Genomic DNA, 22,342 nt, shown 5'->3' with positions numbered 1-22,342 from the left:
GTGAGTAACGAAGAGAAGCTGGTCGACTACCTCAAGCGGGTCACGGCCGAACTGCAGCAGACCAAGCAGCGGTTGTCGGACGCCGAGCGGGCGAGCCGGGAACCGATCGCCGTCGTCGGCATGGGCTGCCGCTTCCCCGGCGACGTCGGCTCGCCGGAGGAGCTGTGGCGGCTGCTCGACGCGGGCGGCGACGCGATCACCGTGTTCCCCGCAGACCGGGGCTGGGACGGCGACGCGCTGTACGACCCGGACCCCGACACACCGGGCCGCACCTACACCCGGCGCGGCGGGTTCCTGCGCGGGGCCACGGACTTCGACCCGGAGTTCTTCGGCATCTCGCCGCGCGAGGCGGTGGCGATGGACCCGCAGCAGCGCCTCCTCCTGGAGACCTCCTGGGAGGCCCTGGAGCGGGCCGGGGTGCGCCCGGCCTCGCTGCGCGGAGCCCGGGTCGGGGTGTTCGCGGGCGCCATGGCCCCGGACTACGGGCCCCGGCTGCACCAGGCCGTCGGCGGCGCGGAGGCGCATCTGCTGACCGGCACCACCAACAGCGTCGCCTCCGGGCGGATCGCGTACACCTTCGGGTTCGAGGGCCCCGCGGTCACCGTCGACACGGCGTGCTCCTCGTCGCTCGTGGCGCTGCACCTGGCGGTGCAGTCGCTGCGCCGGGGGGAGTGCACGATGGCGCTCGCGGGCGGCGCCACGGTGATGTCGACGCCGGGCATGCTCGTCGCCTTCAGCAGGCAGCGCGGCCTGTCCCCGGACGGGCGCTGCAAGTCCTTCGCCGACGCGGCCGACGGCACCGGCTGGGCCGAGGGCGCCGGGATGCTCCTGGTGGAGCGGCTCTCGGACGCCCGGCGGCTCGGCCACCCGGTCCTCGCCGTGGTGCGCGGCAGCGCGGTCAACCAGGACGGCGCGTCCAACGGCCTGACCGCGCCCAACGGCCCGGCGCAGCAGCGGGTGATCCGGCAGGCCCTGGAGAACGCGGGCCTGACCACCGCGGACGTCGACGCCGTCGAGGCGCACGGCACCGGCACCAGCCTCGGCGACCCCATCGAGGCGCAGGCCGTCCTCGACACCTACGGCGCCGAGCGCGACCGTCCCCTGTGGCTCGGCTCGCTCAAGTCCAACATCGGGCACACCCAGGCCGCGGCCGGGGTCGGCGGCGTGATCAAGATGGTCCTCGCGCTCCAGCACGGCGTCCTGCCCCGGACCCTGCACGTGGACACCCCGTCGTCGCACGTCGACTGGTCGACGGGGGCGGTGAACCTGCTGACCGAGCGGCGCGAGTGGCCGGTGACCGGCGAGCCGCGCCGGGCCGCGGTGTCCTCGTTCGGCATCAGCGGCACCAACGCGCACCTCGTCCTGGAGCAGGCCCCCGAGGCGGAGGAGACCGAGCAGGCGGAGCAAGTGCCGCTGCCCGCCGTGCCGTTGGTGCTGTCCGCCAGGACCCCCGAGGCCCTCGCCGCCCAGGCCCGGCAGCTGCTCGCCGCGGTGGACTCCCTGGACCCGCTGGACGCCGGGTTCACCCTCGCGACCACCCGGACGGCGTTCGAGCAGCGGGCCGCCGTGGTGGCGAAGGACCAGGAGGGGCTGCTCGCGGGCCTGCGGGCGATCGCGGGCGGCGGCGCGGGCTCGGGCGTGGTGCGCGGCGTCGTCCACGGCGGCCGCACCGCCTTCGTGTTCGCCGGGCAGGGCACCCAGCGGCTCGGCATGGGCCGCGAGTTGTACGCGGCGTTCCCGGTGTTCGCGGCGGCGCTCGACGAGGTGTGCGCCGGGTTCGACGGACTGCTCGACCGGCCGCTGCGCGAGGTGCTGTTCGCGGGGCCGGACGCGGAAGCCGGGCTGCTCGACCGGACGGGCTGGGCGCAGCCCGCGCTGTTCGCGGTCGAGGTGGCCCTGGCGCGGCTCCTCGGCTCGTGGGGCGTACGCCCCGAGGTCCTGGCCGGGCACTCGATCGGTGAGCTCGCGGCGGCGTTCGTCGCGGGCCTGTGGACGCTTCAGGACGCGTGCCGCGTGGTGGCGGCGCGCGGCCGGCTGATGGAGCGGCTGCCCGAGGGCGGCGCGATGGTGTCGGTGCAGGCCACCGAGGAGGAGGTCGCCGAGGCCCTGACGGGCACCCCGGGCGAAGGAGCGGGCACCCCGGGCGACGGGGCGGGCGCCCCCGGCGAAGGGGCGGGCATCGCCGCCGTCAACGGGCCCCGGTCCGTGGTGGTCTCGGGGGCGGAGGAGGCGGTCCTCGCGGTCGCCGGGCACTTCGCGGCCCTCGGCCGGCGCACCAAGCGGCTGCGGGTGAGCCACGCCTTCCACTCGCCCCTGATGGACCCGATGCTGGAGCCCTACCGCGAGGTGCTCGCCGGTGTGGCCTTCCACGAGCCGGTCCTGCCGATCGTGTCGACCGTCACCGGTGAGCCGCTGACGGCGCGGGAGGTGTGCTCGCCGGAGTACTGGGTGCGCCAGGTCCGCGAGCCGGTGCGGTTCGCCGCCGCGGTGCGCCGCCTCCAGGACGACGGGGTCACCCGGTTCGTCGGCGCGGGCCCCGACGCCGCGGTGACCACCATGGCGGAGGGCTGCCTCGCGGAGCGGGACGGGGAGCCCGCGCCGGTCGTGGTGCCGGTCCTGCGCGCCGAACGGCCGGAGGCGGCCACGGCGCTGACCGCGCTCGCCGCGGTGTACGTGCACGGCGTGGAGGCGGACTGGCAGCAGGTGTTCGCCGGGTCCGGCGCGCGCGCCGTGGAGGTGCCGACGTACGCCTTCCAGCGCGAGCGGTACTGGATGGACGTGACGGCGGCGGCCGGGGACCTGCGGGCCGCGGGCCTGACCGCGGGGGAGCACCCGCTGCTCGGCGCGGTCCTCTCGCTGCCGGAGTCCGGCGCGACGGTCCTGACCGGACGGCTCTCCCTGGAGACCCAGCCGTGGCTGGCCGACCACGCGGTGTTCGGCCGGGTGGTGGTGCCCGGCGCGGCGTTCGTGGAGATGGTCCTGCGCGCGGGCCGCGAGGTCGGCTGCGGCCTGCTCGACGAACTGACGCTGCACGCCCCGCTGGTCATCGGCGAGCGGACCGGGGCCCGCGTCCAGGTCGTGGTCGAGGACGGCGACGGGTCCGGCCGCCGGGCGGTGTCGGTGCACGCCCAGGTGGAGGGCGGCGAGTGGGTCCGGCACGCCGAGGGATCGCTGGCCGACTGGGCCCAGCCCGCGGGCTTCGACGCAGCGGTGTGGCCGCCGGAGGGGGCGCGGGAGGTCCCGCTGGACGACCTGTACGCCGGTCTCGCCGCGCGCGGCTACGACTACGGCCCGGTGTTCCAGGGGCTCACGGCGCTGTGGCGGCGCGGCGACGAGGTGTTCGCCGAGGTCGCCCTGCCCGCGGAGGCCGCGGCCGACGCGGACCGGTTCGGGCTGCACCCGGCGCTGCTCGACGCGGCCCTGCACACCATCTGGTTCGGCGACTTCCTCGACGGGCCGGACGGCGCGGTCCTGCCGTTCGCCTGGTCGGGCGTGTCCCTCTCGGCGGCCGGGGCGGCCGCGCTGCGGGTGCGGATGGCGGGCGCGGGAGCGGATGCGGTCTCGGTGCAGCTGGCGGACGCCGCCGGGGTGCCGGTGGCGTCGGTCGACGCGCTGCGGGTGCGGCAGATGCCCGCCGACGGGCCGGGCGCGCCCGCGGACTCGATGTTCCGCGTCGACTGGTCGGCCGCGCCCGCCGAGGCGGCCGCCGCCGCCCGCTGGACGCTCGTACGGGAGGTGGCGGAGGTTCCCGACGACCCGGGCGTGGTGTTCCTGCGCTGCCCGGACGGGCCCGACGCCCGGCAGGTCACCGCCGAGGTCCTCGCCGTCATGCAGGAGTGGCTCGCGGACCCGCGGTGTGCCTTCGGCACGCTGGCCCTGGTGACCGAGGGCGCGGTCGCCACCGCCGCCGGGGAGCCGGTCGACGGGCTCGCCCAGGCGGGCGTGTGGGGCCTGGTGCGCTCGGCGCAGACGGAGAGCCCGGGCCGGTTCGCCCTGGTGGACGTGGACGAGGCGGCGGCCGGGGCCGTGGCGTGGGGCGAACTCGCCGCGCTGCTCGGCCAGGAGCCGCAGCTCGCCCTCCGCCGGGGCCGGGTCCTCGTGCCCCGTCTCGCCCGGGCCGAAGCGGGCGGCTCCACCGCGCCCGCGGGGGCGTTCGGCGCCGGTACGGTGCTCGTCACCGGCGGCACCGGAACGCTCGGCGGGGTCGTGGCCCGGCACCTGGTGAGCGCGCACGGCGTACGGCGCCTGGTCCTGGTCAGCCGCGCGGGCGCGGACTCGCCGCGCGGCGTCGAGCTGGCGGCCGAGCTGACGGAGCTGGGGGCCGAGGTCGCCCTCGCCGCCTGCGACACCTCCGACCGGGCCGCGCTCGCCCGCGTCCTCGCGGACGTCCCCGCCGAGGCCCCGCTGACGGCGGTCGTGCACGCGGCCGGCGTCGTCGACGACGGGGTGCTCACCGAGCTGAGCCCGGAGCGGCTCGACGCGGTGCTCAGCCCCAAGATGGTCGCCGCGTGGAACCTGCACGAGCTGACCCGCGGCCTCGACCTGTCGGCGTTCGTCCTCTTCTCGTCGATGTCCGGTCTGATCGGCCCGGCGGGCCAGGCCAACTACGCGGCGGGCAACGCCTATCTGGACGCCCTCGCGCAGCACCGCCGGGCCCGGGGCCTGCCCGGTGTGTCCCTGGCGTGGGGCATGTGGGCCGAGCGCAGCACGATGACCGAGCACCTTTCCGACATGGACCTGGCCAGGCTGGCCCGGTTCGGCGTGACGCTGTCCTCGTCGGAGCAGGGCGTGGCGCTCCTCGACGCCGCGCTCGGCCTGGACGAGCCGGTCCTGGTGCCGGTGGCGCTCGACCTGGCGTCGATGCGTGCCCAGGCGGACGTGCCGCCGATCCTGCGGCGGCTCGCGGGCCGGGGCGCGGCCCCGCGCCCCGCGCGCCCGGCGCCGGTGAGCGCGGGCTCCCTCCTCGACCGGCTCGCCGGGCTGCCGGAGGACGACCGCTACGAGGTCCTCCTCGACCTGGTGTGCACGGAGATGGCCCGCGTCCTGGACTATCCGGCGGGCCGGACGGTGGCTCCCGACCGGGCGTTCTCCGAGCTGGGCGTCGACTCGGTGGCGGCCGTGGAGTTCCGCAACCGCCTCGGCGCGGAGACCGGCATGCGGCTGCCGCAGACGCTGGTGTTCGACCACCCGACGGCCGAAGCGGTGGCCCGTGAGCTGATCCGCGAGCTCGCGGACCGGGCCCCGCGCCCCGCGCCGGGTTCGGTCCTCACGGAGCTCGACCGGGTCGACGCGGCCCTGACGGCGTCCTCGGTGACGGGGCCCGACGGGGACGAGATCGCGCAGCGGATCGAGGGCCTGCTGGTACGGCTGCGCACGCTCAGGGACGCCGACAGGTCCGGGCCGAGGCTCGACGTCACGGACGCGACGGACGAGGAGCTCTTCCAGTTCCTGGACGGCAGTTGAGGGCGGGGCCCGCCGTGACCGCGCGCTGAGGCGCCGCGGGCGGCGGGCCCGAAAGCCGCGAAGGGTCCGCTCGGGGCATCGGCCGCTGCTCCGAACGGGCCCTTCGCTTTTTTCACGGCCGTGCGGCAATTCCGCGCCCATCGCGCGGTAATCCCCTGAAGGGCGCGCGGTTACCGTGGCATGACCGCGCGCAAGGGAAAGCGTGTCAGTCTTCCGCTACCCAGTCACATTCGTTTTCTGGTACGGAGGCCACCCATGTCAGGCTACCCGATAGCGCGGGCCATTCCTGCGCAATCACAGACCAATTCCATTTGTTTTCGGCCGAGTTCCGGCCGGATGCGTTCTGGGCGGCCGATTTCCGGCCGCTCGGTTCACGGCCGCTCGCATTCCGGGCGGATCGCATGCTGACGCGGCTGCCGTCCCTCACGGGTCTGCGCTTCGTGGCGGCCCTGATGGTCTTCGCCACGCACGTCGTCTGGTACACCCAGCTCATCCCGGGCGACACCGGGGTGAGGCTCCGGGACGCCTTCGCCCTCTCCGGCTCGTACGGCGTCGGCTTCTTCTTCATCCTGAGCGGCTTCGTCCTCGCCTGGACCGCCCGCGCGAGCGACACGACGACCTCGTTCTGGCGCCGCCGCCTGGTGAAGATCGGGCCCATGCACTGGGTCACCTTCGGTCTCGCGGCGCTCTTCGTGCTCAGCACCGACCGGCCCACGCGCACCGTCGACTGGCTCGCGTCCCTGACCATGCAGCAGGCGTGGTTCCCCGACATCCGGACGAGTTCGGCCGTCAACGGGGTGAGCTGGTCGCTGGCGTGTGAATTCTTCTTCTACCTGGCCTTTCCGGTCCTTTTCCCCGTGGTGCGCCGCATTCGCGAGGAATGGCTGTGGCCGGCGCTCGCCGTGGTGCTCGGCCTGATCGTGGGGGCATTCCTCGTCGCCACGTACGCGGTGAGCGACCAGCCCGGCCTCATCGGCTTCGGTCTGACCGGCGAGGTCTCCTTCGACCAGGTGTGGTTCGTGTACTTCTTCCCGCCGGTCCGCGCGCTCGAATTCGTCCTCGGCATCGTCCTGGCCCGGATCGTGGCGGCGGGGCGGTGGCCGCGCATCGGTCTGGTGCCCGCCTTCGCGATCGCCGTCGCCGGTTACGTGCTCGCCCTGAAGCTGCCGTACCTGGCGGGCACGGCCGGGATGTCGACGGTGTGGACCGCGCCGCTCATCGCCGCCGCCGCGGTCGCCGACCGGGAGCAGACCCCGTCGGTGTTCCGCAGGCCCGCGATGGTGTTCCTCGGCGAGATCTCCTTCGCCTTCTACATGGTCCACTGGATCATCATCATGACGGTGGCCGACCGGATCGGCCCCACCCGCACCTTCTCGCTCGCGACCGGCTCGCTCCTGGCCCTCGCCCTGCTCGCGGCGGCCGTGGTGTCCGCCACGATTCTGTACTGGTGCGTGGAGAGACCCCTGATGCGCCGCTTCGGCCGCCACCGCCCGGCCGCGGTCGCCCCGGTCGCGCCGCCCGCGAAGGCGGAGGACCAGCGCGTACTCGACTGAGCGCCATCCCAAGCCGGAGGGCCGGGCGCGTCCCACGGGACGCGCCCGGCCCTCCGTGCCGCGGCCGTCGGCCGGCTAGCCGACCCGTACCGGCTCCGGGAAGTATCCGGCTTCCGTGAAGAACTCCGCGTACGTGGCGAAGAGTTCGGCGTCGATCTCCGGGCAGGTGATGCCCGTCCCGGCCAGGGCGGCCTCCGTCGCGCTGACGTCCACCCGCATGTACAGGGCCTCGCCCGCGGTCATGTAGGCGCGGAAGATGTCGATCGTCGGGAAGAGCGCGTTGTCCCGGTCGTCGCGGACCGTGGCCTCGAACTCGTCCCAGGACACCTCGTCCAGGACGTGGCCCAGGGCGCGGAGCTGCGTCACCATGTCGGCGAAGCTGACCGCCACCGGGTTGAACAGGTGGAAGGTCCGGCTGTCCGCCGTGCGGGACAGCTCCAGGACGGCCGCGCTGACGTAGTCCACCGGCACCATCGGGAACAGCGCGTTCGCGCCCGTCGGCACCTTCCCCGCCTGGAGGCTGCCCTTGAGGCTCAGCCAGACGAAGTCGCGGGTCTGGCAGGCGCCGTTGGTCCGCGCCCCGGAGATGACGTCGGCGCGGTAGACCGACACGGGCAGGCCGCGCTCCTGGGCGAGCCCGATGATCTTCTCGGCGACGTACTTGCTCTGCCGGTAGCCGTTGGTCAGCTCCTCCGGCGGCCCGGTCGGGTCCTCGGGGGTCAGACCGGCGCCGCCGGGCGCCGCCTTGGCGAAGACGCCGGTGCTCGACACGTAGTGCAGCGGGACCGTCCGGTGCAGCGCGGCGAGCCGCAGCGCCTCCTCGGTGCCGGTGACGTTGGCCGCCTTCAACGACTGGTACGGGTGCAGCCAGTTGACGGTGGCGCCCGCGTGGTACACCGCGTCGACCTCCCGCGCGAGCCGGTCGTACCGCTCGTCGGTGAGTCCGAAGCGCGGCGCGGAGAGGTCGCCGGGGAGCACCCTGAGGCGGTCGGGGTCGATGTCGTCCCAGATGCCGTACCAGGTCAGGCCGGACCGCAGCCGGTCCAGGGCGGCCGCCTCGTCGGCGCCCCTGACCAGGCAGTGCACGGTGGCTCCCGTCGACCGCATGAGGTCCCTGAGCAGGAAGCCCCCGACGAACCCCGTCGCCCCGGTGAGGAACACCTGCCCGGGGTCGGCGACCACGGTGACGACCTCGTCGGCCGGGACCACGTCGTCGGCGAGCCGCACCTCGGCCGCGAAGTCCACCGCGGACCGGGCGGGCGCCTCGGACCGGCTGGCGAGCTCCGCGCCGAGGTGGTCGATGAGCGCCGCGGGGGTGTTGTGGTCGAACAGCAGGGTCGGCGGCAGCCGCAGACCCGTCACGCCCTCCAGGTGGTTGCGCAGCTCCACGGCCGTGAGCGAGTCGAAGCCGAGGTCCGTGAAGACGGTGGCGGGGGTGATGCCGTCGGTCCTGCCGTGGCCGAGGATCGCGGCCACCGACGAGCGCACCAGGTCGAGCAGCAGCTCGCGCCTGCCGGACCCGTCGAGCTCGGCGAGGCGCTCCGCGAACTGCCCGCTGTGCGCGGCCGCTGCGGTCACCACGCGCCGGTCCGGCCTGCGCACCAGGCTCCGCAGCACCGGGAAGAGCGGGCCCGCCTGCCGTTCGAGCAGCCCGACGTCGAGGTGCATGGGCACCGTCGCCGGGTGCGTGGCGGCGAGCGCCGCGTCGAACAGCTCGGGCCCTTCCTCCGGCGCGATGGGCCTGAGGCCCGACTGCGTCGCCCGGCTCCAGTCGACCTCGGAGAGCCGCGACGCCATGCCGTGCTCCTGCGCCCACGCCGCCCAGGCCAGCGAGTCGGCCGGGAGGCCGTTGGCCCTGCGGTGCTGGGCGAGGGCGTCGAGGAACAGATTGGCGGCCGAGTAGTTCGCCTGCCCCGGTGAGCCGATGACACCGGCGACCGACGAGAAGAGGGCGAAGAGGGTGAGGGGTTGGTCGTGGGTGAGTTCGTGCAGGTGCCAGGCGGCGTCGACCTTGGGCCGCAGGACCGTGGCAACACGTTCGGGGGTGAGGGCGGTGATGATGCCGTCGTCGATGACTCCGGCGGTGTGCACGACACCGGTGAGCGGATGCTGGGCGGGGATGGCGTCGAGCACCGCCTTGAGCGCGTCGCGGTCGGCGGCGTCACACGCGGCGACCGTGACCGCGGCCCCCAGCCCGGTCAGCTCCGCCACCAGCTCCCGCGCCCCCGGAGCGTCCTGGCCCCGACGGCTGGTCAGGACCAGATGCCGCACCCCGTACGCACCCACCAGATGCCGGGCGAACAGACCACCCAGAGCACCGGTACCACCCGTGACCAGAACCGTCCCCTCCGACGCCAACTCCGGCGCGGCCGTGGTGGCCGGGCGCACCCTGGCCATCCTCGGGGTGCTCGCGCGGCCCGCGCGGAGGGCCACCTGCTCGTGGCCGGAGGCGATGGCGGCGGCGAGGCACCGGGCACTCGCCGGGTCGTCGTCGAGGTCGATCAGGGTGATCCGGCCGGGGTTCTCGACCTGGGCGGACCGGACGAGGCCCCACACCGGGGCCGCGCCGAGGTCGACGTCCTCGCCGTCACGGGTCGCGACGGCGTTCCGCGTGACCAGGACGAGCCGGGAGGTCTCCAGGGCGAGACCGTCCTGCACCAGTTCGAGCGCCCGCAGGGTGCTCCGGTGCGCCGCGTCCACCGTGCCGTCCCCGGACGGCACGTCGAGTACGGCCACGAGGACGTCCCCCGCGGCGTCCGCGACGCTCTCGACGCGGTGCCCGACGCCGTCCGGCGCGTCGCCCAGCACGGCGAGGCGGGTGGGCGTGAGGTCCTCGGGGTCGGGCAGGGCGACCGGCGACCAGACGACGTGGAACAGCGAGTCGCCACTCGCCCCGTCGAGCCGCTCCACGGGCGCCACCGGGGTCGGCCGCAGCGCGCGGGCCTCGGCGACCGGCTCGCCCGACTCGTCGGCCAGCCACAGCCGGAACGCGTCGTCGCCCTTGGCCCTGAGCCAGACCCGCAGCGTGCGCGGCCCGGAGGCGTACAGGGTGAAGCCGTGCCAGGACAGCCCCGTGGTGTCGCGCCCGGCGGCGAGCAGCGGGTGCAGCGCGGCGTCGAGGAGCGCGGGGTGGAGCCCGAACGCCGCCACGTCCGCGTCGTCGGGCAGCGCGACCTCGGCGAACAGGTCGTCGCCCCGCTGCCACAGCGCCCGCAGCCCCTGGAACACCGGCCCGTGCGCGAAGCCCTTCTCGGCGAGCCGCTGGTAGAAGCCGTCGAGCCCGGCCGGGGTCGCGCCCGGCGGCGGCCAGGCCTCCAGGGACACCAGGGGCGCGGGCTGCGCCTCGGTGAGCAGGCCGGTGGCGTGCGTCCGCCACGGCGCGTCGTGCTCGTCCCGGTCGGGCCGGGAGCTGATGGTGATCCGCCGGTACGCGTCCTCGCCCGCCGCGCCGATGGCCACCTGCACCTGTACGCCGCCGCTCTCGGGCACGGTCAGCGGGGTGCCGACCGTCAGGTCGGCGACGCCGGAGCAGCCGACCTCGTCACCGGCGCGGACCGCGAGCTCGACCAGGGCGGCCGAGGGCAGCGTCGCGGTGCCGCCGACGCGGTGTCCGTCGAGCCAGGGGTGGGCGTGCAGCGAGAGCCGCCCGGTGAACACCGCCCCGTCGTCACCGGCGAGCCGGACGGCCGTGGCGAGGAACGGGTGCCCCGGCGCGCCGAGCCCGAGCCCGGCCGTGCTCCGCGAGGCCGCCGAGGTGCTGTCCAGCCAGTAGTTCTGGTGTTGGAAGGGGTACGTCGGCAGATCCACCAGGGCGGCCGGGGTGCCTGTGAACAGCCGCTCCCAGTCCACCGTGTGGCCCGCCGCGTGCAACCGGGCCAGCCCGGCCAGCACGGTACGCACCTGGGACTGCTCCCGGCGCTGCAACGCGATGAACGACGCCTCCACACTCTGCGCCCCCATCGCCGTCAGCACGCCATCAGGGCCGATCTCCACGAACCGGGCCACGCCCTGCTCCCGCAGCCCCACCACGTGATCGGCGAAACGCACCGCACGCCGGATGTGATCCACCCAGTAGCCGGGCGAGCACACCTCCTCGACCGAAGCCGCCATGGGAATGGATGGTTCGTTGAAGGTCACGTCATTGACGACGGCGGCGAACTCCTCCAACACCGGGTCCATCAACGGCGAGTGGAAGGCGTGGCTGACCGTGAGCCGGTTCGTCTTGCGCCCGCGTTCCCGCAGGACGTCCGCGATTCCGGTCACCACGTCCTCGACACCGGAGATCACCAGCGAGGCAGGGCCGTTGACCGCGGCGATGCCCGCCTGCGCCTCATGGCCTTCCAGCAGTGCCAGGACCTCGGCCTCATCGGCCTGCACCGCCACCATCGCACCACCCGCAGGCAGGGCCTGCATCAAACGCCCCCGCGCGGCCACCACCCGGCACGCATCCTCCAACCCCAGCACACCCGCCACATGCGCCGCCGCCAGCTCACCGATCGAGTGCCCGGTCACAAAGTCCGGCACCACACCCAAGGACTCCACCCACCGGAACAACGCCACCTCGAACGCGAACAGAGCAGGCTGCGTCCACCCCGTCTCATCCAGCCCCTGCCCGCCGAACACCACCTCCTTCAACGACCCCGGCAACAGCGAATCAAAATGCCCACAGATCTCATCGAAGGCGGCCGCGAACACCGGGAAAGCGTCATACAACTCCCGCCCCATACCCGGACGTTGGGCTCCCTGCCCCGTGAACAAGAACCCCGTACGCCCCTCCGCGGCGACCCCCGACACCACACCCGGCCCCGACTCACCCGCCGCCAAAGCCTCCAGCCCGGCCACCAACTCAGCACCATCAGCCGCAAGCATCACCGCACGATGCTCGAACGACACCGACCGCGAACCCGCCAACGACAGACCCACATCCAACGGAGACACACCGTCCCCGACCACGGACGCCAACCGCTCCGCCTGCACCCGCAACGCCTGTTCGGTCTTCGCCGAGAGCGCCACGGGGACCACCGGCAGTGCCGCCGTCGGCTCCACCGGCTCGCCGGGGTCGGCTGCCGGGGCCTCTTCGACGACCAGGTGGGCGTTGGTGCCGCTGACGCCGAAGGAGGAGACGGCGGCGCGGCGCGGGCGGCCGGTCGTCGGCCAGGGGCGTTCCTCGGTGACCAGCTCGACCGCACCGGCCGTCCAGTCGACGGCGGGAGTGGGCTCGTCGACGTGGAGGGTCTTCGGAACCACGCCGTGGCGCATCGCCATGACCATCTTGATGACACCCGCGACACCGGCAGCGGCCTGCGTGTGCCCGATGTTCGACTTCAACGACCCCAGCAGCAAAGGCTGGTCGTCGGGCCGGGACCGGCCGTAGGTCGCGAGGAGCGCCTGGGCCTCGATCGGGTCGCCGAGCATCGTGCCGGTGCCGTGCGCGTCGACGACGTCGACCTCGGCGGGGGAGAGCCCGGCGTTGGCCAGGGCCGCGCGGATCACGCGCTGCTGCGAGGGTCCGCTCGGGGCGGTCAGGCCGTTGGAGGCGCCGTCGGAGTTCACCGCGGTGCCCCGGATCACCGCGAGGACCGGCAGCCCGCGCCGCCGGGCCTCGGAGAGCCGCGCGAGGGCGAGGACGCCGACGCCCTCGGAGAAGCCGGTGCCGTCCGCGGCGGCCGCGAACGCCTTGCAGCGGCCGTCCGGCGAGAGGCCGCGCTGCCGCGAGAACTCCACGAAGGGGTCCGGGACCGGCAGGACCATCGCCCCGCCCGCGAGGGCCAGCGAGCACTCGCCGCCGCGCAGCGCCGACACGGCCTGGTGGATCGAGACCAGCGACGACGAGCAGGCCGTCTCCACGGTGACCGTCGGGCCTTCGAGGCCGAGGAGGTAGGAGATCCGGCCGGAGGCGACGCTGGTCAGCATCCCGGTCATCATGTAGCCCTCGGTGCCCGCGGCCGAGGCGTCGACGTCGGACGCGTAGCCCGTGTACATCACGCCGACGAACACGCCGGTGTCGCTGCCGCGCAGCGAACGCGGGTCGATGCGGGCCCGCTCGACGGCCTCCCACGTGGTCTCCAGGAGCAGCCGCTGCTGCGGGTCCATCGCGAGGGCCTCGCGCGGGGATATCCCGAAGAAGGCCGCGTCGAAGCCCTTCACGTCGCTGAGGAAGCCGCCCTCGCGCGCGGAGACCTTGCCGGTGGCGTCGGGGTCCGGGTCGTACAGGTCGTCCACGTCCCAGCCGCGGTCGGCGGGGAATCCCGAGATCGCGTCGACGCCGTCGGCGGCCAGGCGCCACAGGTCGTCGGGTGTCGTCACGTCGCCGGGGTAGCGGCAGCCCATGCCGACGATGGCGATGGGCTCGGAGCGGCCCGCCTCCAGCTCCTCGACCCGGGCCCGGGCCTTGTGCAGGTCGGCGGTGACCCACTTGAGGTAGTCGAGGAGCTTCTCGTCCTTGTTCATCTGCTGACCGCTCATTTGGCTACCGCCCGAATCGAGTTCTCAAGGCCTGTCGCGGGATCGTGGTCGGCGAGCACCGTGGAGCCGAGCCGTCCCGCCAGGTACAGCGCGAGGTGCAGGCGCAGGCGGTCCTCGCGCAGGGACCGCCCGAGGAGCTGCTCCGCCTTCTTCACCCGGTAGACCACGGTGTTCTTCGCGATGTGCAGGTGTTTGGCGGTGAGGGCGACGCCGCGCTCGTTGTCCAGGAGACAGCGCACGGTCTCGCGCAGCGCGGCCATGGACCTGTTGTCCGCGGCGAGCGGACCGAGTTCGCGGCGGACGAAGTCGGCGGTGGCCTCGGCGTCGTTGCCGAGCAGGATCACCGGCTCCAGGTCGCCGTAGTCGCAGAGCCCGTACGGGCCGGGCTCGATGATGCCGCCGACGCGCTCCGCGGTGACGGCCTGCTCGTGGGAGCGCTGGAAGCCCGCCACGCCGTCGCCCGGCAGGCCGGAGGCGACGTGGATGTGCGGGGGCAGGTCCACGGGCTTCTCGGCGCGCCGCAGTTCGGCCGGGCGGTCGGTGGCGCGGCCGCCCCACGCCCACAGTCGCCCCGGGCCCGCCGGGAGCATCAGCATCGAGGAGCAGCCGACCTGGTCGAGCAGGCGCAGGGCCGTGGCCTCCAGCTCGCGGCTGCTGTCGGGGCTGATCTCGTCCTGCCACAGGACGAGCGCGACGTGGTGCAGCGTCAGGTCGTACCCGAGCTGGCGCAGCGCCCGCATGGTGTCGACGGGCTTGCCCTTGAGGATCGAGGAGACCAGCTCCAGGCGCTCGCCCACCGAGCCGGCGAACCAGCGGTCGCGCTCGGCGGCGAACTTCTCGGCGACCGCGGCGGACAGCGTCTCCATTCCCTCGAAGAGGTCGGCGGAGATGGACCGCATCATCGTCGCCTGGTCCTCGGCGGGGATCACGGCGTCGCGGAACTCGAACAGCTCACGGGTGAAACTCGCGTGGGCGGCCCGGACATAGCGAAGGACGTGGTCGACGGTCGTGTTGTCCGAGATGCGTTCCCGAATGGTGTGGGTGAGCTCCGCGGAAAGGACGCCGGTGATGGATCTTATGCCGCTGAGCCGCAGGACGACCCAGAGCGCTATCGCCTCGACGAGCCTGGTCTCGCTGCGGGACTTCTGGTCGAAACGGGCGAAGGGCTCTCCGGAGAGTTCGGCAAGCAGCAGGCGGCTGTTCTCGATCGCCCAGCCGGTCGCTCCCGTACCGACGCGGGCGACTACCTCCTCGACCAGCTGCGGATTCGTCGCCGGTAAATGGAGTACAGAGTCGTCGGCGGGGCGCAGTAGATGCAGCAGGGAACTGGTGGACGTGATCTGGGGACGCGCAGGAATAGTGGCCTGCGAAGTCGGGCAGCCTGACAACGAGTAGCCTCCCTAACGGAAAGCGGACGCGACTGGGTGCGGGCAGCCTATACGCGCTTTCGGCCACGGCGGGTAACCGCCCGGTAACCGGCCCTGACCGGCGGAATTACCGCGCGGTGGGCGGTAGTTCCGGGCTGTGGGGATATCTTGCGCTCGCGGTCCACCGATCGGCAGTGGTCTTGGCGCTGCCCGGTCCCGCCGATGGGCAGCGGTCTGCGCTGCGCGGTCCCCCTGATTGGCAGCGACGAGGAGTGCTCGTGACCAAGCCCGCCACGCAAGACCTTCGAATCGGCGCAGTGACCGGCACGGTGCCGTGGGTGCTGTCCGGGCGCAGCGCGGCGGGACTGCGCGCCCAGGCCGGCCGCCTCCTCGCCCGGCTCGCCCCCGGGCCGGCGGCGGGCGCGGGCGAGGCCGCTCTGCTCGCCGAGGTGGGCCGGTCGCTCGTGGCGGCCGGGGCCGCGGGCGAGTTCCGGGCCGTGGTCATCGGGCGCGACCGCGCCGAACTGCTCGACGGGGTGCGCGCGCTCGCCGAGGAGCGGCCCGCGCCGCACGTGATCACCGGCCGGGCGCCCCGGCGGGCCGGAGCGGGCACCCGACCGGTGTTCGTCTTCCCCGGCCAGGGCACCCAGTGGGCCGGCATGGCGGTGGCGCTGCTCGACGCCTCGCCCGTGTTCGCCGAGGCGGTCCGGGACTGCGAGAAGGCCCTGTCGCCGTATCTGAACTGGTCTCTTGAGGACGTGCTGCGCGGCGTGCCGGGCACCCCGCCGCTGGACCAGGTCGACGTCGTACAGCCCGTCCTGTTCTCGATGATGGTGTCCCTGGCCCGGCTGTGGCGCCGCTTCGGCGTCGAGCCGGGCGCTGCGGTCGGCCACTCGCAGGGCGAGATCGCGGCGGCGCACGTCGCGGGCGCGCTGTCCCTCGACGACGCCGCGCGGATCGTCGCGCTGCGCAGCCAGGCCCTGACGAAGATCCGCGGCCGGGGCGAGATGCTGACCGTGCTCGCCCCCGGCGACCAGGTGCGCGCCATGCTGGCCGACTGGGAGGACACCCTCTCGGTGGCCGCGGTGAACGGCCCGGCGACCCTCACGGTCTCGGGCGACACGGCCGCCATGGCCGACTTCGGCGCCGCGCTGCGGGCGGCCCGGATGATGCGCTGGCGGGTGCCGGGCGTGGACTTCGCCGCGCACTCGCCGCACGTGGAGGACCTGCGGGAGACCCTCCTCGACCTGGCCGCGAGCGTCGAACCCGCGGCGGGCGACGTGCCGTTCTACTCGACGGTGACCGGGCGGCGCGTCGACACCGAAGGGCTCGACGCGGAGTACTGGTACCGGAACCTGCGCCAGACGGTCAGGTTCGACGACGCCGTGCGCTCCCTGGTCGCCGACGGCCACGAGGTCTTCGTCGAGTGCAGCGCCCAGCCCGTGCTCACCGTCGGCATGCAGGACATCGTGGAGGAGCTCGGCCGCTCGGCGGCGCTCATGGCGACGCTGCGCAACGAGGACGGCGGCGCCGCCCGGTTCCTCGCCGCGCTCGCGGAGGCGTACGTCCACGGGGTCGCCGTGGACTGGACGGCGGCCTTCGTGTGACGGACCCCCACGGGGCCGAAGGCCCTGACCGGGGCTCCGGTCAGGGCCTTCCCGTACGCGGCCGGTGCCGCGCCGTCAGTCGACGTCGATGCCCAGAGTGCGGAGCTTCGGTTCGATGACCGCCCGGCAGTACGGCTGGAAGCGGTTCTTGTTGTAGAAGTCCTGCTGATCGGAGTCCGCGACGACGAACTGCTGATAGGGCCGGAGATCGGTCACGATGTCCTGCCCCAATTCCTTCCGCACCCGGTTCATGACCTGTTCGGAACGTGCCCGCTGGTCCTCGTCGACGTAGAAGATCGTCGAGTGGTAAACGGTGCCGTGGTCCGCTCCGCTCTGGTTCGGTGTGGTCGGATCATGGCTCTGGAAGAAGAGGGTGAGTATCTCCTCGAAAGAGATGGTGTCGGGCCGGAACGTCAGCTGCACCGCCTCGACGAACTTCTGCGGATTGAGTCCGTAGCGCTCGTAGTCCTCGTAGTTGGGGGGCGGGCCGTGGTCTCCCGCGAAACCCGCGACACTTGATGTCACACCGGGGGTCCGACGCATCACCGCGTCGAAGGACCAAAAGCATCCGGGACCGAGTGTCGCGGTCTCGGCATTCCCTGGTTCGGATATTTCATCGGCCATCGGAGTCCTCCCCAGACTCAGGTCCGAATTTTCGCTCGATGGTAGCAGGAATTACATTTCCAGCGGGTGGGTGAAGAGGCCGTGCGGGAAGGGGAGTTCGGCGGTTTCGCGGACCGTGCGGAGTGTGCGTACCGAAGCGGCGGGAACCCGGCGCGGCCCCGGTGCGACTCCTGGGCTGCCGGTGCGCGAGGCCCGGCGCTCGGAGCGGTTCCAGGAGAGGTGCGATGCGTACGCGTACGGGGTGGGGAGTGGCGGCCGCGGTGGGCGGTCTGCTGGCCGCGGGCTGCGGCGGTGGCGGCGACGGCACGGACGGCCCCGCAGCGGACGGCGGGGCCGCGGGGTTCCCGGTGCGGGTCACCGACTGCGAGGGCAACGCGACCAGCTTCTCCGCCGCGCCCCACAAGATCGTGACCAGCAACGCCGCCGCCCTGGAGCTGCTGCTCAGGCTCGGCGCCGGGGACCGGGTGGCCGGCACCGGCTTCCCGCCCGGCAAGGGCACGCTGCCGGGCGCGCTCGGGGCGCGGGCGGACGACGTGAAGGTGCTCAGCCGCTCCGTGATCCCCAAGGAGAAGCTGCTCGGCTCCGGCGCCGAGCTGTACATCGACAGCTTCGCCTCCATGGGAGGCATGGGCGGCGGCATGGGCGACACCCCGACCCCCGAGGAGTACAAGGCGGTCGGCATGAAGCACATCTACCTGAAGTCCACCGCCTGCGCGCAGGGCCGCAAGGGCCCTGTGACCGATCTGTCCGCCGTGGAGCGGGACATCACCTCGCTCGGCGCCGTCACCGGCAACCGGAGCACGGCGAAGGAACTCGTCGACGGCATGCGGACGAAGCTGGCCGCCGTGCGCACGGCGGTGCGCGGTGTCCCCGAGCGGAAGCGGCCCACGTACTTCTTCTTCGACTACGACGCGGGGACCAAGCAGCCCATGGCCGTCTGCAACCGACAGGTCGGCCACGCGGTGATCACCCTCGCGGGCGCACGGAACGTCTTCGCGTCCTGCGACGGCGCGTTCAAGCAGGTCGGCTGGGAGGACGTGGTCTCCAAGAACCCGGACTGGATCCAGCTCGGCGTCCGCAACCGCGGCAGCGCCGCGGCCAACGAGAAGGCCTTCGACGAGGCCAGGAAGTGGCTGGAGAGCAACCCGGCCACCAAGGGCCTGCGCGCCGTGAAGCAGGGGAAGTTCCTGCGCGTCGGCTCCGAGGCCACGACCATCGCGGGCGTCTCCAACGCCGACACCGTGGTGCGGATCGCCAAGACCCTCTACCCGGGCAAGGTCCGCTAGCCGTGGCCTCCCCGCGCACCGGGGCGAAGGAGACGGGCCGCGCCGACGGCGACGCGCGGGTCCTGCCCGCGGGGCCCGTCGCCGCGGGCCTGGCCGTGCTGCTCCTCGCGGCGCTCACCGCGGCCGTGTCCTGGGGCTCGACGGCGCTGCCGCCGGGCGAGGTGTGGGGCGTCGTCGGGCGCAGGCTGACCGGCGCCGCGCCGAGGCCGGGCACCAGTGACCTGATCGTGTGGCAGCTGCGGGTGCCGCGCGCCCTGCTCGCCGCGCTCGTCGGCGCCGGGCTCGGCCTGGTCGGCACCGCCGTGCAGGCCCTCGTACGCAATCCGCTGGCCGACCCCTATCTGCTGGGGGTCTCCAGCGGAGCCTCCCTGGGGGCCGTCGCCGCGATCGTCCTCGGGGCGGGCGCGGGCAGCGCGCTCGGGCTCTCCGGCGCGGCCTTCGCGGGCGCCCTCGTGACCTTCGCCCTGGTGTGGGCCGTGGCCCGGCGCGGCGGCGGCTTCGCGCCCCTGCGGCTCGTGCTCGCCGGGGTGGCGATCGGCCAGTTCCTGTCCGGGTTCACCAGCTACCTGGTGCTCCAGGCCGGGGACGAGCAGCAGACGCACAGCGTGCTCTTCTGGCTCATGGGCAGCCTGAGCGGCGCCACGTGGCAGCTGATCGCCGTGCCCGCGGTGACCGTCCCGGCCGCCCTGGTGCTGCTCCAGGCACGGGCCCGGGGCCTCAACGCGCTCCTGATGGGCGACGAGACGGCCGCCGGGCTCGGCGTCGACGTGGGGCGGCTGCGCCGGGAGCTGTTCGTGGTGACGAGCGTCCTCACCGGCTCCCTGGTGGCGGTGTCCGGGGCGATCGCCTTCGTCGCCCTGATGGTGCCGCACACCCTCCGCCTCCTGGTGGGCGACGACCACCGCAGGCTGCTGCCGCTGTCCGCGCTCGGCGGGGCCGTCCTCATGGTCGTCGTCGACATCGTGTGCCGGACCGCCATGGACGCGCAGGAGCTGCCCGTCGGGGTCGTCACCTCGCTGATCGGCGCCCCGGCGATGCTGTACCTGCTCGACCGGCGTCTGAAGAACGGGAGTTGAGGCCGCGTGCGCGTCGACATCGAGGACCTGTCCGTCGCCTACGCCGGGCGCACCGTCGTCGCGGGCGCGCACCTCGTCGCCGCCGAGGGCGAGATCACCGGGCTCGTCGGCCCGAACGGCAGCGGCAAGTCCACGCTCCTGCGCACCGTCTACCGTCATCTGCGGCCGGTGGCGGGCCGGGTGCTCCTGGACGGGGCCGATCTGCGCGCGCTGACCCCCGCGCGCTCGGCCCGGCACGTCGCCGCGCTGCCGCAGGAGCGCGGCGCGGACGTCGAGCTGACCGTGCGCGAGGTCGTCGCGATGGGGCGCACGCCCTACAAGCGGGCCTTCGCCGGGGACGGCGCCGCCGACCGGGACACCGTCGCGCGCGCCCTCGCCGAGGTCGGCATGGACGCGGCGGCCGGACGCCGCTTCGCGGCCCTGTCCGGCGGCGAGCGCCAACGCGTCCTGCTGGCCCGCGCGTTCGCCCAGGACCCCGACGTCCTCGTGCTCGACGAGCCGACCAACCACCTCGACGTGCGCCACCAGGTGGAGCTGCTCGCCCTGCTGCGCGGCAAGGGGCGCACCACGCTCGTGTCCCTGCACGACCTCAACGCGGCCGCCTCGGTCTGCGACCGCCTGCACGTGCTGCACGGCGGGCGCGTCGTCGCGTCCGGACCGCCCCGCGAGGTGCTCACGCCCGCGCTGCTCGCCGAGGTGTTCGGCGTCCGGGCGGCCGTCGTGGACCATCCGCTGACCGGCGACCCCCTGATCGCCTTCGACCACCGGGAACCGGCGGGGGAGCCCGCGGCCGACGCGCCGGAGCGCGTGCGGTGCGCGGACATCCCGTGAAGGCCCTGTGGCGTGCCCCGCGCCCGCAGTAGGTTCGGTGAGCGCGTGGCCGCCCACGGCCGCCCGCGGGTCCGGACCACGGCTGAGGGGAGCAGGGGTGCGCCGGGGCACGACGGTCGGCGGGCGCTACCGGCTGGTGCGCGGCCCCCTCCACGGGGGCATGGGCGAGGTGTGGATCGCCCGCGACCAGCGGCTGCCCCGTCAGGTCATCCTCAAGCGGCTGCGGCGGCGCGGCCGCCGCGGCACCGACCGCAGGGAGTCCGACCGCCTCGAAGCCGAGGCCCGCGCCCTCGCGCGGTTCAGCCACCCCCACGTCGTCACCCTGCACGACGTGCTCACGCTGCCCGAGGGCGCCCTGCCGCGCCGCAGGACCGCGTCCTGGCTGGTCATGGAGTACGTGTCCGGGGGCAGCCTCGCCGACCGGCCGCCGCTCACACCCGGGCGGGCCGCGCGCGTCGGCGCCCAGGTCGCGGCCGCGCTCGCCGCCCTGCACGCCGAGGGGATCGTGCACGGCGACGTGAAGCCCGGCAACGTCGTCGCCACGCCCGAAGGCCTCGCCAAGCTCGCGGACTTCGGCGCCGCCTACCGGGTGGGCGGGCAGGAGACCCTCACCCCGCCCGGCACGGTCAGCTACACGCCCGACTACGCCGCCCCCGAAGTCGTGCGCGGCCGCCCCGAACCGGCGTCGGACGTGTTCTCCCTCGCCGCCCTGCTGCACACCCTCGTCACCGGCCGCCCGCCGCGCCCGCACACCGGCGGCGACGTCGACCCGTTCGTCGCCGAGCGGCAGGCCGAGCGCGGCGAGGTCGCCCTCGACCCGGGCCTCGGCCCGCTCGGCGAACTGCTGCCCGCGATGCTCGACCCCGCGCCGAAGAACCGCCCGGGCGCGGCCGAGGCGGGCCGGCTGCTCGCCGGGATCGCGGGGCCGCAGGAGCCGCTGCCGCACGGGGACATGGGCGGCGACGGCGCGGGCGAGGGCGTCGGCCAGGACAGCGAGAGCTCCGGGCGGATGGTGCTTCCGGGCAGGTCACGGCAGTTCCTGATCGTGGCGGCCGTGGCCGGGGTGACGCTCGCCGCCGCCCTGTGGCTGCCGCCCCTGCGGCCGGACGGCCACGACGAGGGGCCCGGCGCGACGCACCGGGCCCCGGCGGCCTCGCCCCTCGGCGACCACCGCACCGTCGACCCGTGCGCCCTCGCGGACCCGGCCGCCCTCAAACGCTTCGGCCAGGCCGAACTCGACCGGCACTACGGCAATTTCGACCGCTGCGACATCCTCGTGGACACCGGTGGCGACGCCCCCGTGGACGTCCAGTTCCACCTCGACACGGGCGGCGGCTCCGGGCGGCCCGCACCCCGCCGCACCGAGGGGAACGTGGCCGTGGTGAAGGAGTCCGGCGACAGCGACGAGTGCGTCCGCACGCTGCTCCTGGCCACCGAACGCGACGCGCACGCCGCCGTGGTCGTGGAGGACACCGGGTCCGGCCGTGACGGCACCGCGCAGCTGTGCGCCGTGGCCGACGCCGCCACCCGCGCGGCCGTGCGACGGCTCAACGCCGGGCCGCTCGCCCGCCGCCCCGAGGCCGGGCCCGACTCCCTCGTCCACCAGGACGCCTGCGCGCTCCTGGCCGGGCGGGCCCTCGAAGCCCTGCCCGGCGTCGACGCCCGCGACCCCGACGTCGGCTTCGGCAACTGGGACTGCGAGTGGGCGAGCACCACCAGCGACCTCTGGCTGGAGCTCCGCTTCGACCAGGGCAGGGCGGTGCCGGACGCGAGCGACGGCACGCTCACCCGCGTCGGCGGCCGCCGGGCCGTCGTCGAGCCCGGCGCGGAGGGGCCGCGCACGTGTCGCGTCCGCGTGGTGCACCGTGACCCTGGCGGTGGCCGGGCCGTCGAGACCCTCAACGTCACCGTCGGCGGCGATCCCTCCCGAGACCGGCTGCGCCGTCTTGCGCTGCGCTTCGCCGCGGAGGCGGTCGCTGAAATCCGTTGAATCTGCGGGCCGTCTGTGGCTGGTCGCGCCCGCGCGGCGGAGCCGCATAGGGACACAGCCCCGCGCCCCTTAGGGGGCGT

General features: G+C 74.2%; 9 protein-coding genes and 1 pseudogene. 7 read left to right on the top strand and 3 right to left on the bottom strand.

Annotated features, from left to right (window positions below):
• Positions 1-39 precede the first annotated feature (39 nt).
• A pseudogene (locus MQV74_RS14470) lies at positions 40-5,463 on the top strand (SDR family NAD(P)-dependent oxidoreductase); the annotation flags it as partial.
• A gap of 401 nt (positions 5,464-5,864) precedes the next feature.
• Positions 5,865-7,016 (top strand): acyltransferase family protein, encoded by a 1,152-nt coding sequence (locus MQV74_RS14465; RefSeq protein ID WP_242717712.1) that lies wholly within the window; start codon positions 5,865-5,867, stop codon positions 7,014-7,016.
• Positions 7,017-7,091: 75 nt separating this feature from the next.
• Here the strand turns inward: MQV74_RS14465 and MQV74_RS14460 are convergent, their stop codons facing one another.
• Both MQV74_RS14460 and MQV74_RS14455 read right to left on the bottom strand, forming a co-directional pair.
• Complete coding sequence (locus MQV74_RS14460; protein WP_441349355.1) at positions 7,092-13,466, bottom strand: type I polyketide synthase; 6,375 nt, start codon at positions 13,464-13,466, stop codon at positions 7,092-7,094.
• Between the two features lie 11 nt (positions 13,467-13,477).
• Positions 13,478-14,869, bottom strand: coding sequence for a PucR family transcriptional regulator (locus MQV74_RS14455; protein WP_242717708.1), 1,392 nt, complete (start codon positions 14,867-14,869; stop codon positions 13,478-13,480).
• 257 nt (positions 14,870-15,126) lie between these two features.
• Here MQV74_RS14455 and MQV74_RS14450 point away from each other — a divergent pair, with 257 nt between their 5' ends.
• Positions 15,127-16,455: an acyltransferase domain-containing protein gene (locus MQV74_RS14450; protein ID WP_242717706.1), complete on the top strand. Its 1,329-nt coding sequence runs from the start codon at positions 15,127-15,129 to the stop codon at positions 16,453-16,455.
• 75 nt (positions 16,456-16,530) lie between these two features.
• Here MQV74_RS14450 and msrA read toward each other — a convergent pair whose 3' ends face one another.
• Positions 16,531-17,079 carry a peptide-methionine (S)-S-oxide reductase MsrA gene (gene msrA, locus MQV74_RS14445; RefSeq protein ID WP_278194148.1) on the bottom strand — a complete coding sequence of 183 codons (549 nt, stop codon included), beginning with the start codon at positions 17,077-17,079 and terminating at the stop codon, positions 16,531-16,533.
• A gap of 224 nt (positions 17,080-17,303) precedes the next feature.
• On the opposite strand from msrA, the gene MQV74_RS14440 reads away from it, so the two are divergent.
• The 4 genes from MQV74_RS14440 (at position 17,304) to MQV74_RS14425 (ending at position 22,262) form a co-directional block, all read left to right on the top strand.
• The gene (locus MQV74_RS14440; protein WP_242717698.1) at positions 17,304-18,365 is read left to right on the top strand and encodes an ABC transporter substrate-binding protein; all 1,062 of its coding nucleotides are present in this window, start codon (positions 17,304-17,306) and stop codon (positions 18,363-18,365) included.
• A 2-nt stretch (positions 18,366-18,367) separates the two neighbouring features.
• Positions 18,368-19,441, top strand: coding sequence for a FecCD family ABC transporter permease (locus tag MQV74_RS14435; RefSeq protein WP_242717696.1), 1,074 nt, complete (start codon positions 18,368-18,370; stop codon positions 19,439-19,441).
• 6 nt (positions 19,442-19,447) lie between these two features.
• Positions 19,448-20,272, top strand: coding sequence for an ABC transporter ATP-binding protein (locus tag MQV74_RS14430; protein WP_242717693.1), 825 nt, complete (start codon positions 19,448-19,450; stop codon positions 20,270-20,272).
• A gap of 97 nt (positions 20,273-20,369) precedes the next feature.
• Complete coding sequence (locus MQV74_RS14425) at positions 20,370-22,262, top strand: serine/threonine-protein kinase (RefSeq protein WP_242717691.1); 1,893 nt, start codon at positions 20,370-20,372, stop codon at positions 22,260-22,262.
• The last annotated feature ends 80 nt before the right edge of the window (positions 22,263-22,342 follow it).

The organism is Streptomyces sp. AN091965, from assembly GCF_022698285.1.
In the GTDB taxonomy this organism is placed as follows: Bacteria; Actinomycetota; Actinomycetes; order Streptomycetales; family Streptomycetaceae; genus Streptomyces.
Note: the sequence above shows the minus strand (reverse complement) of the source record. Positions and strands in the feature narration are given on the sequence as shown.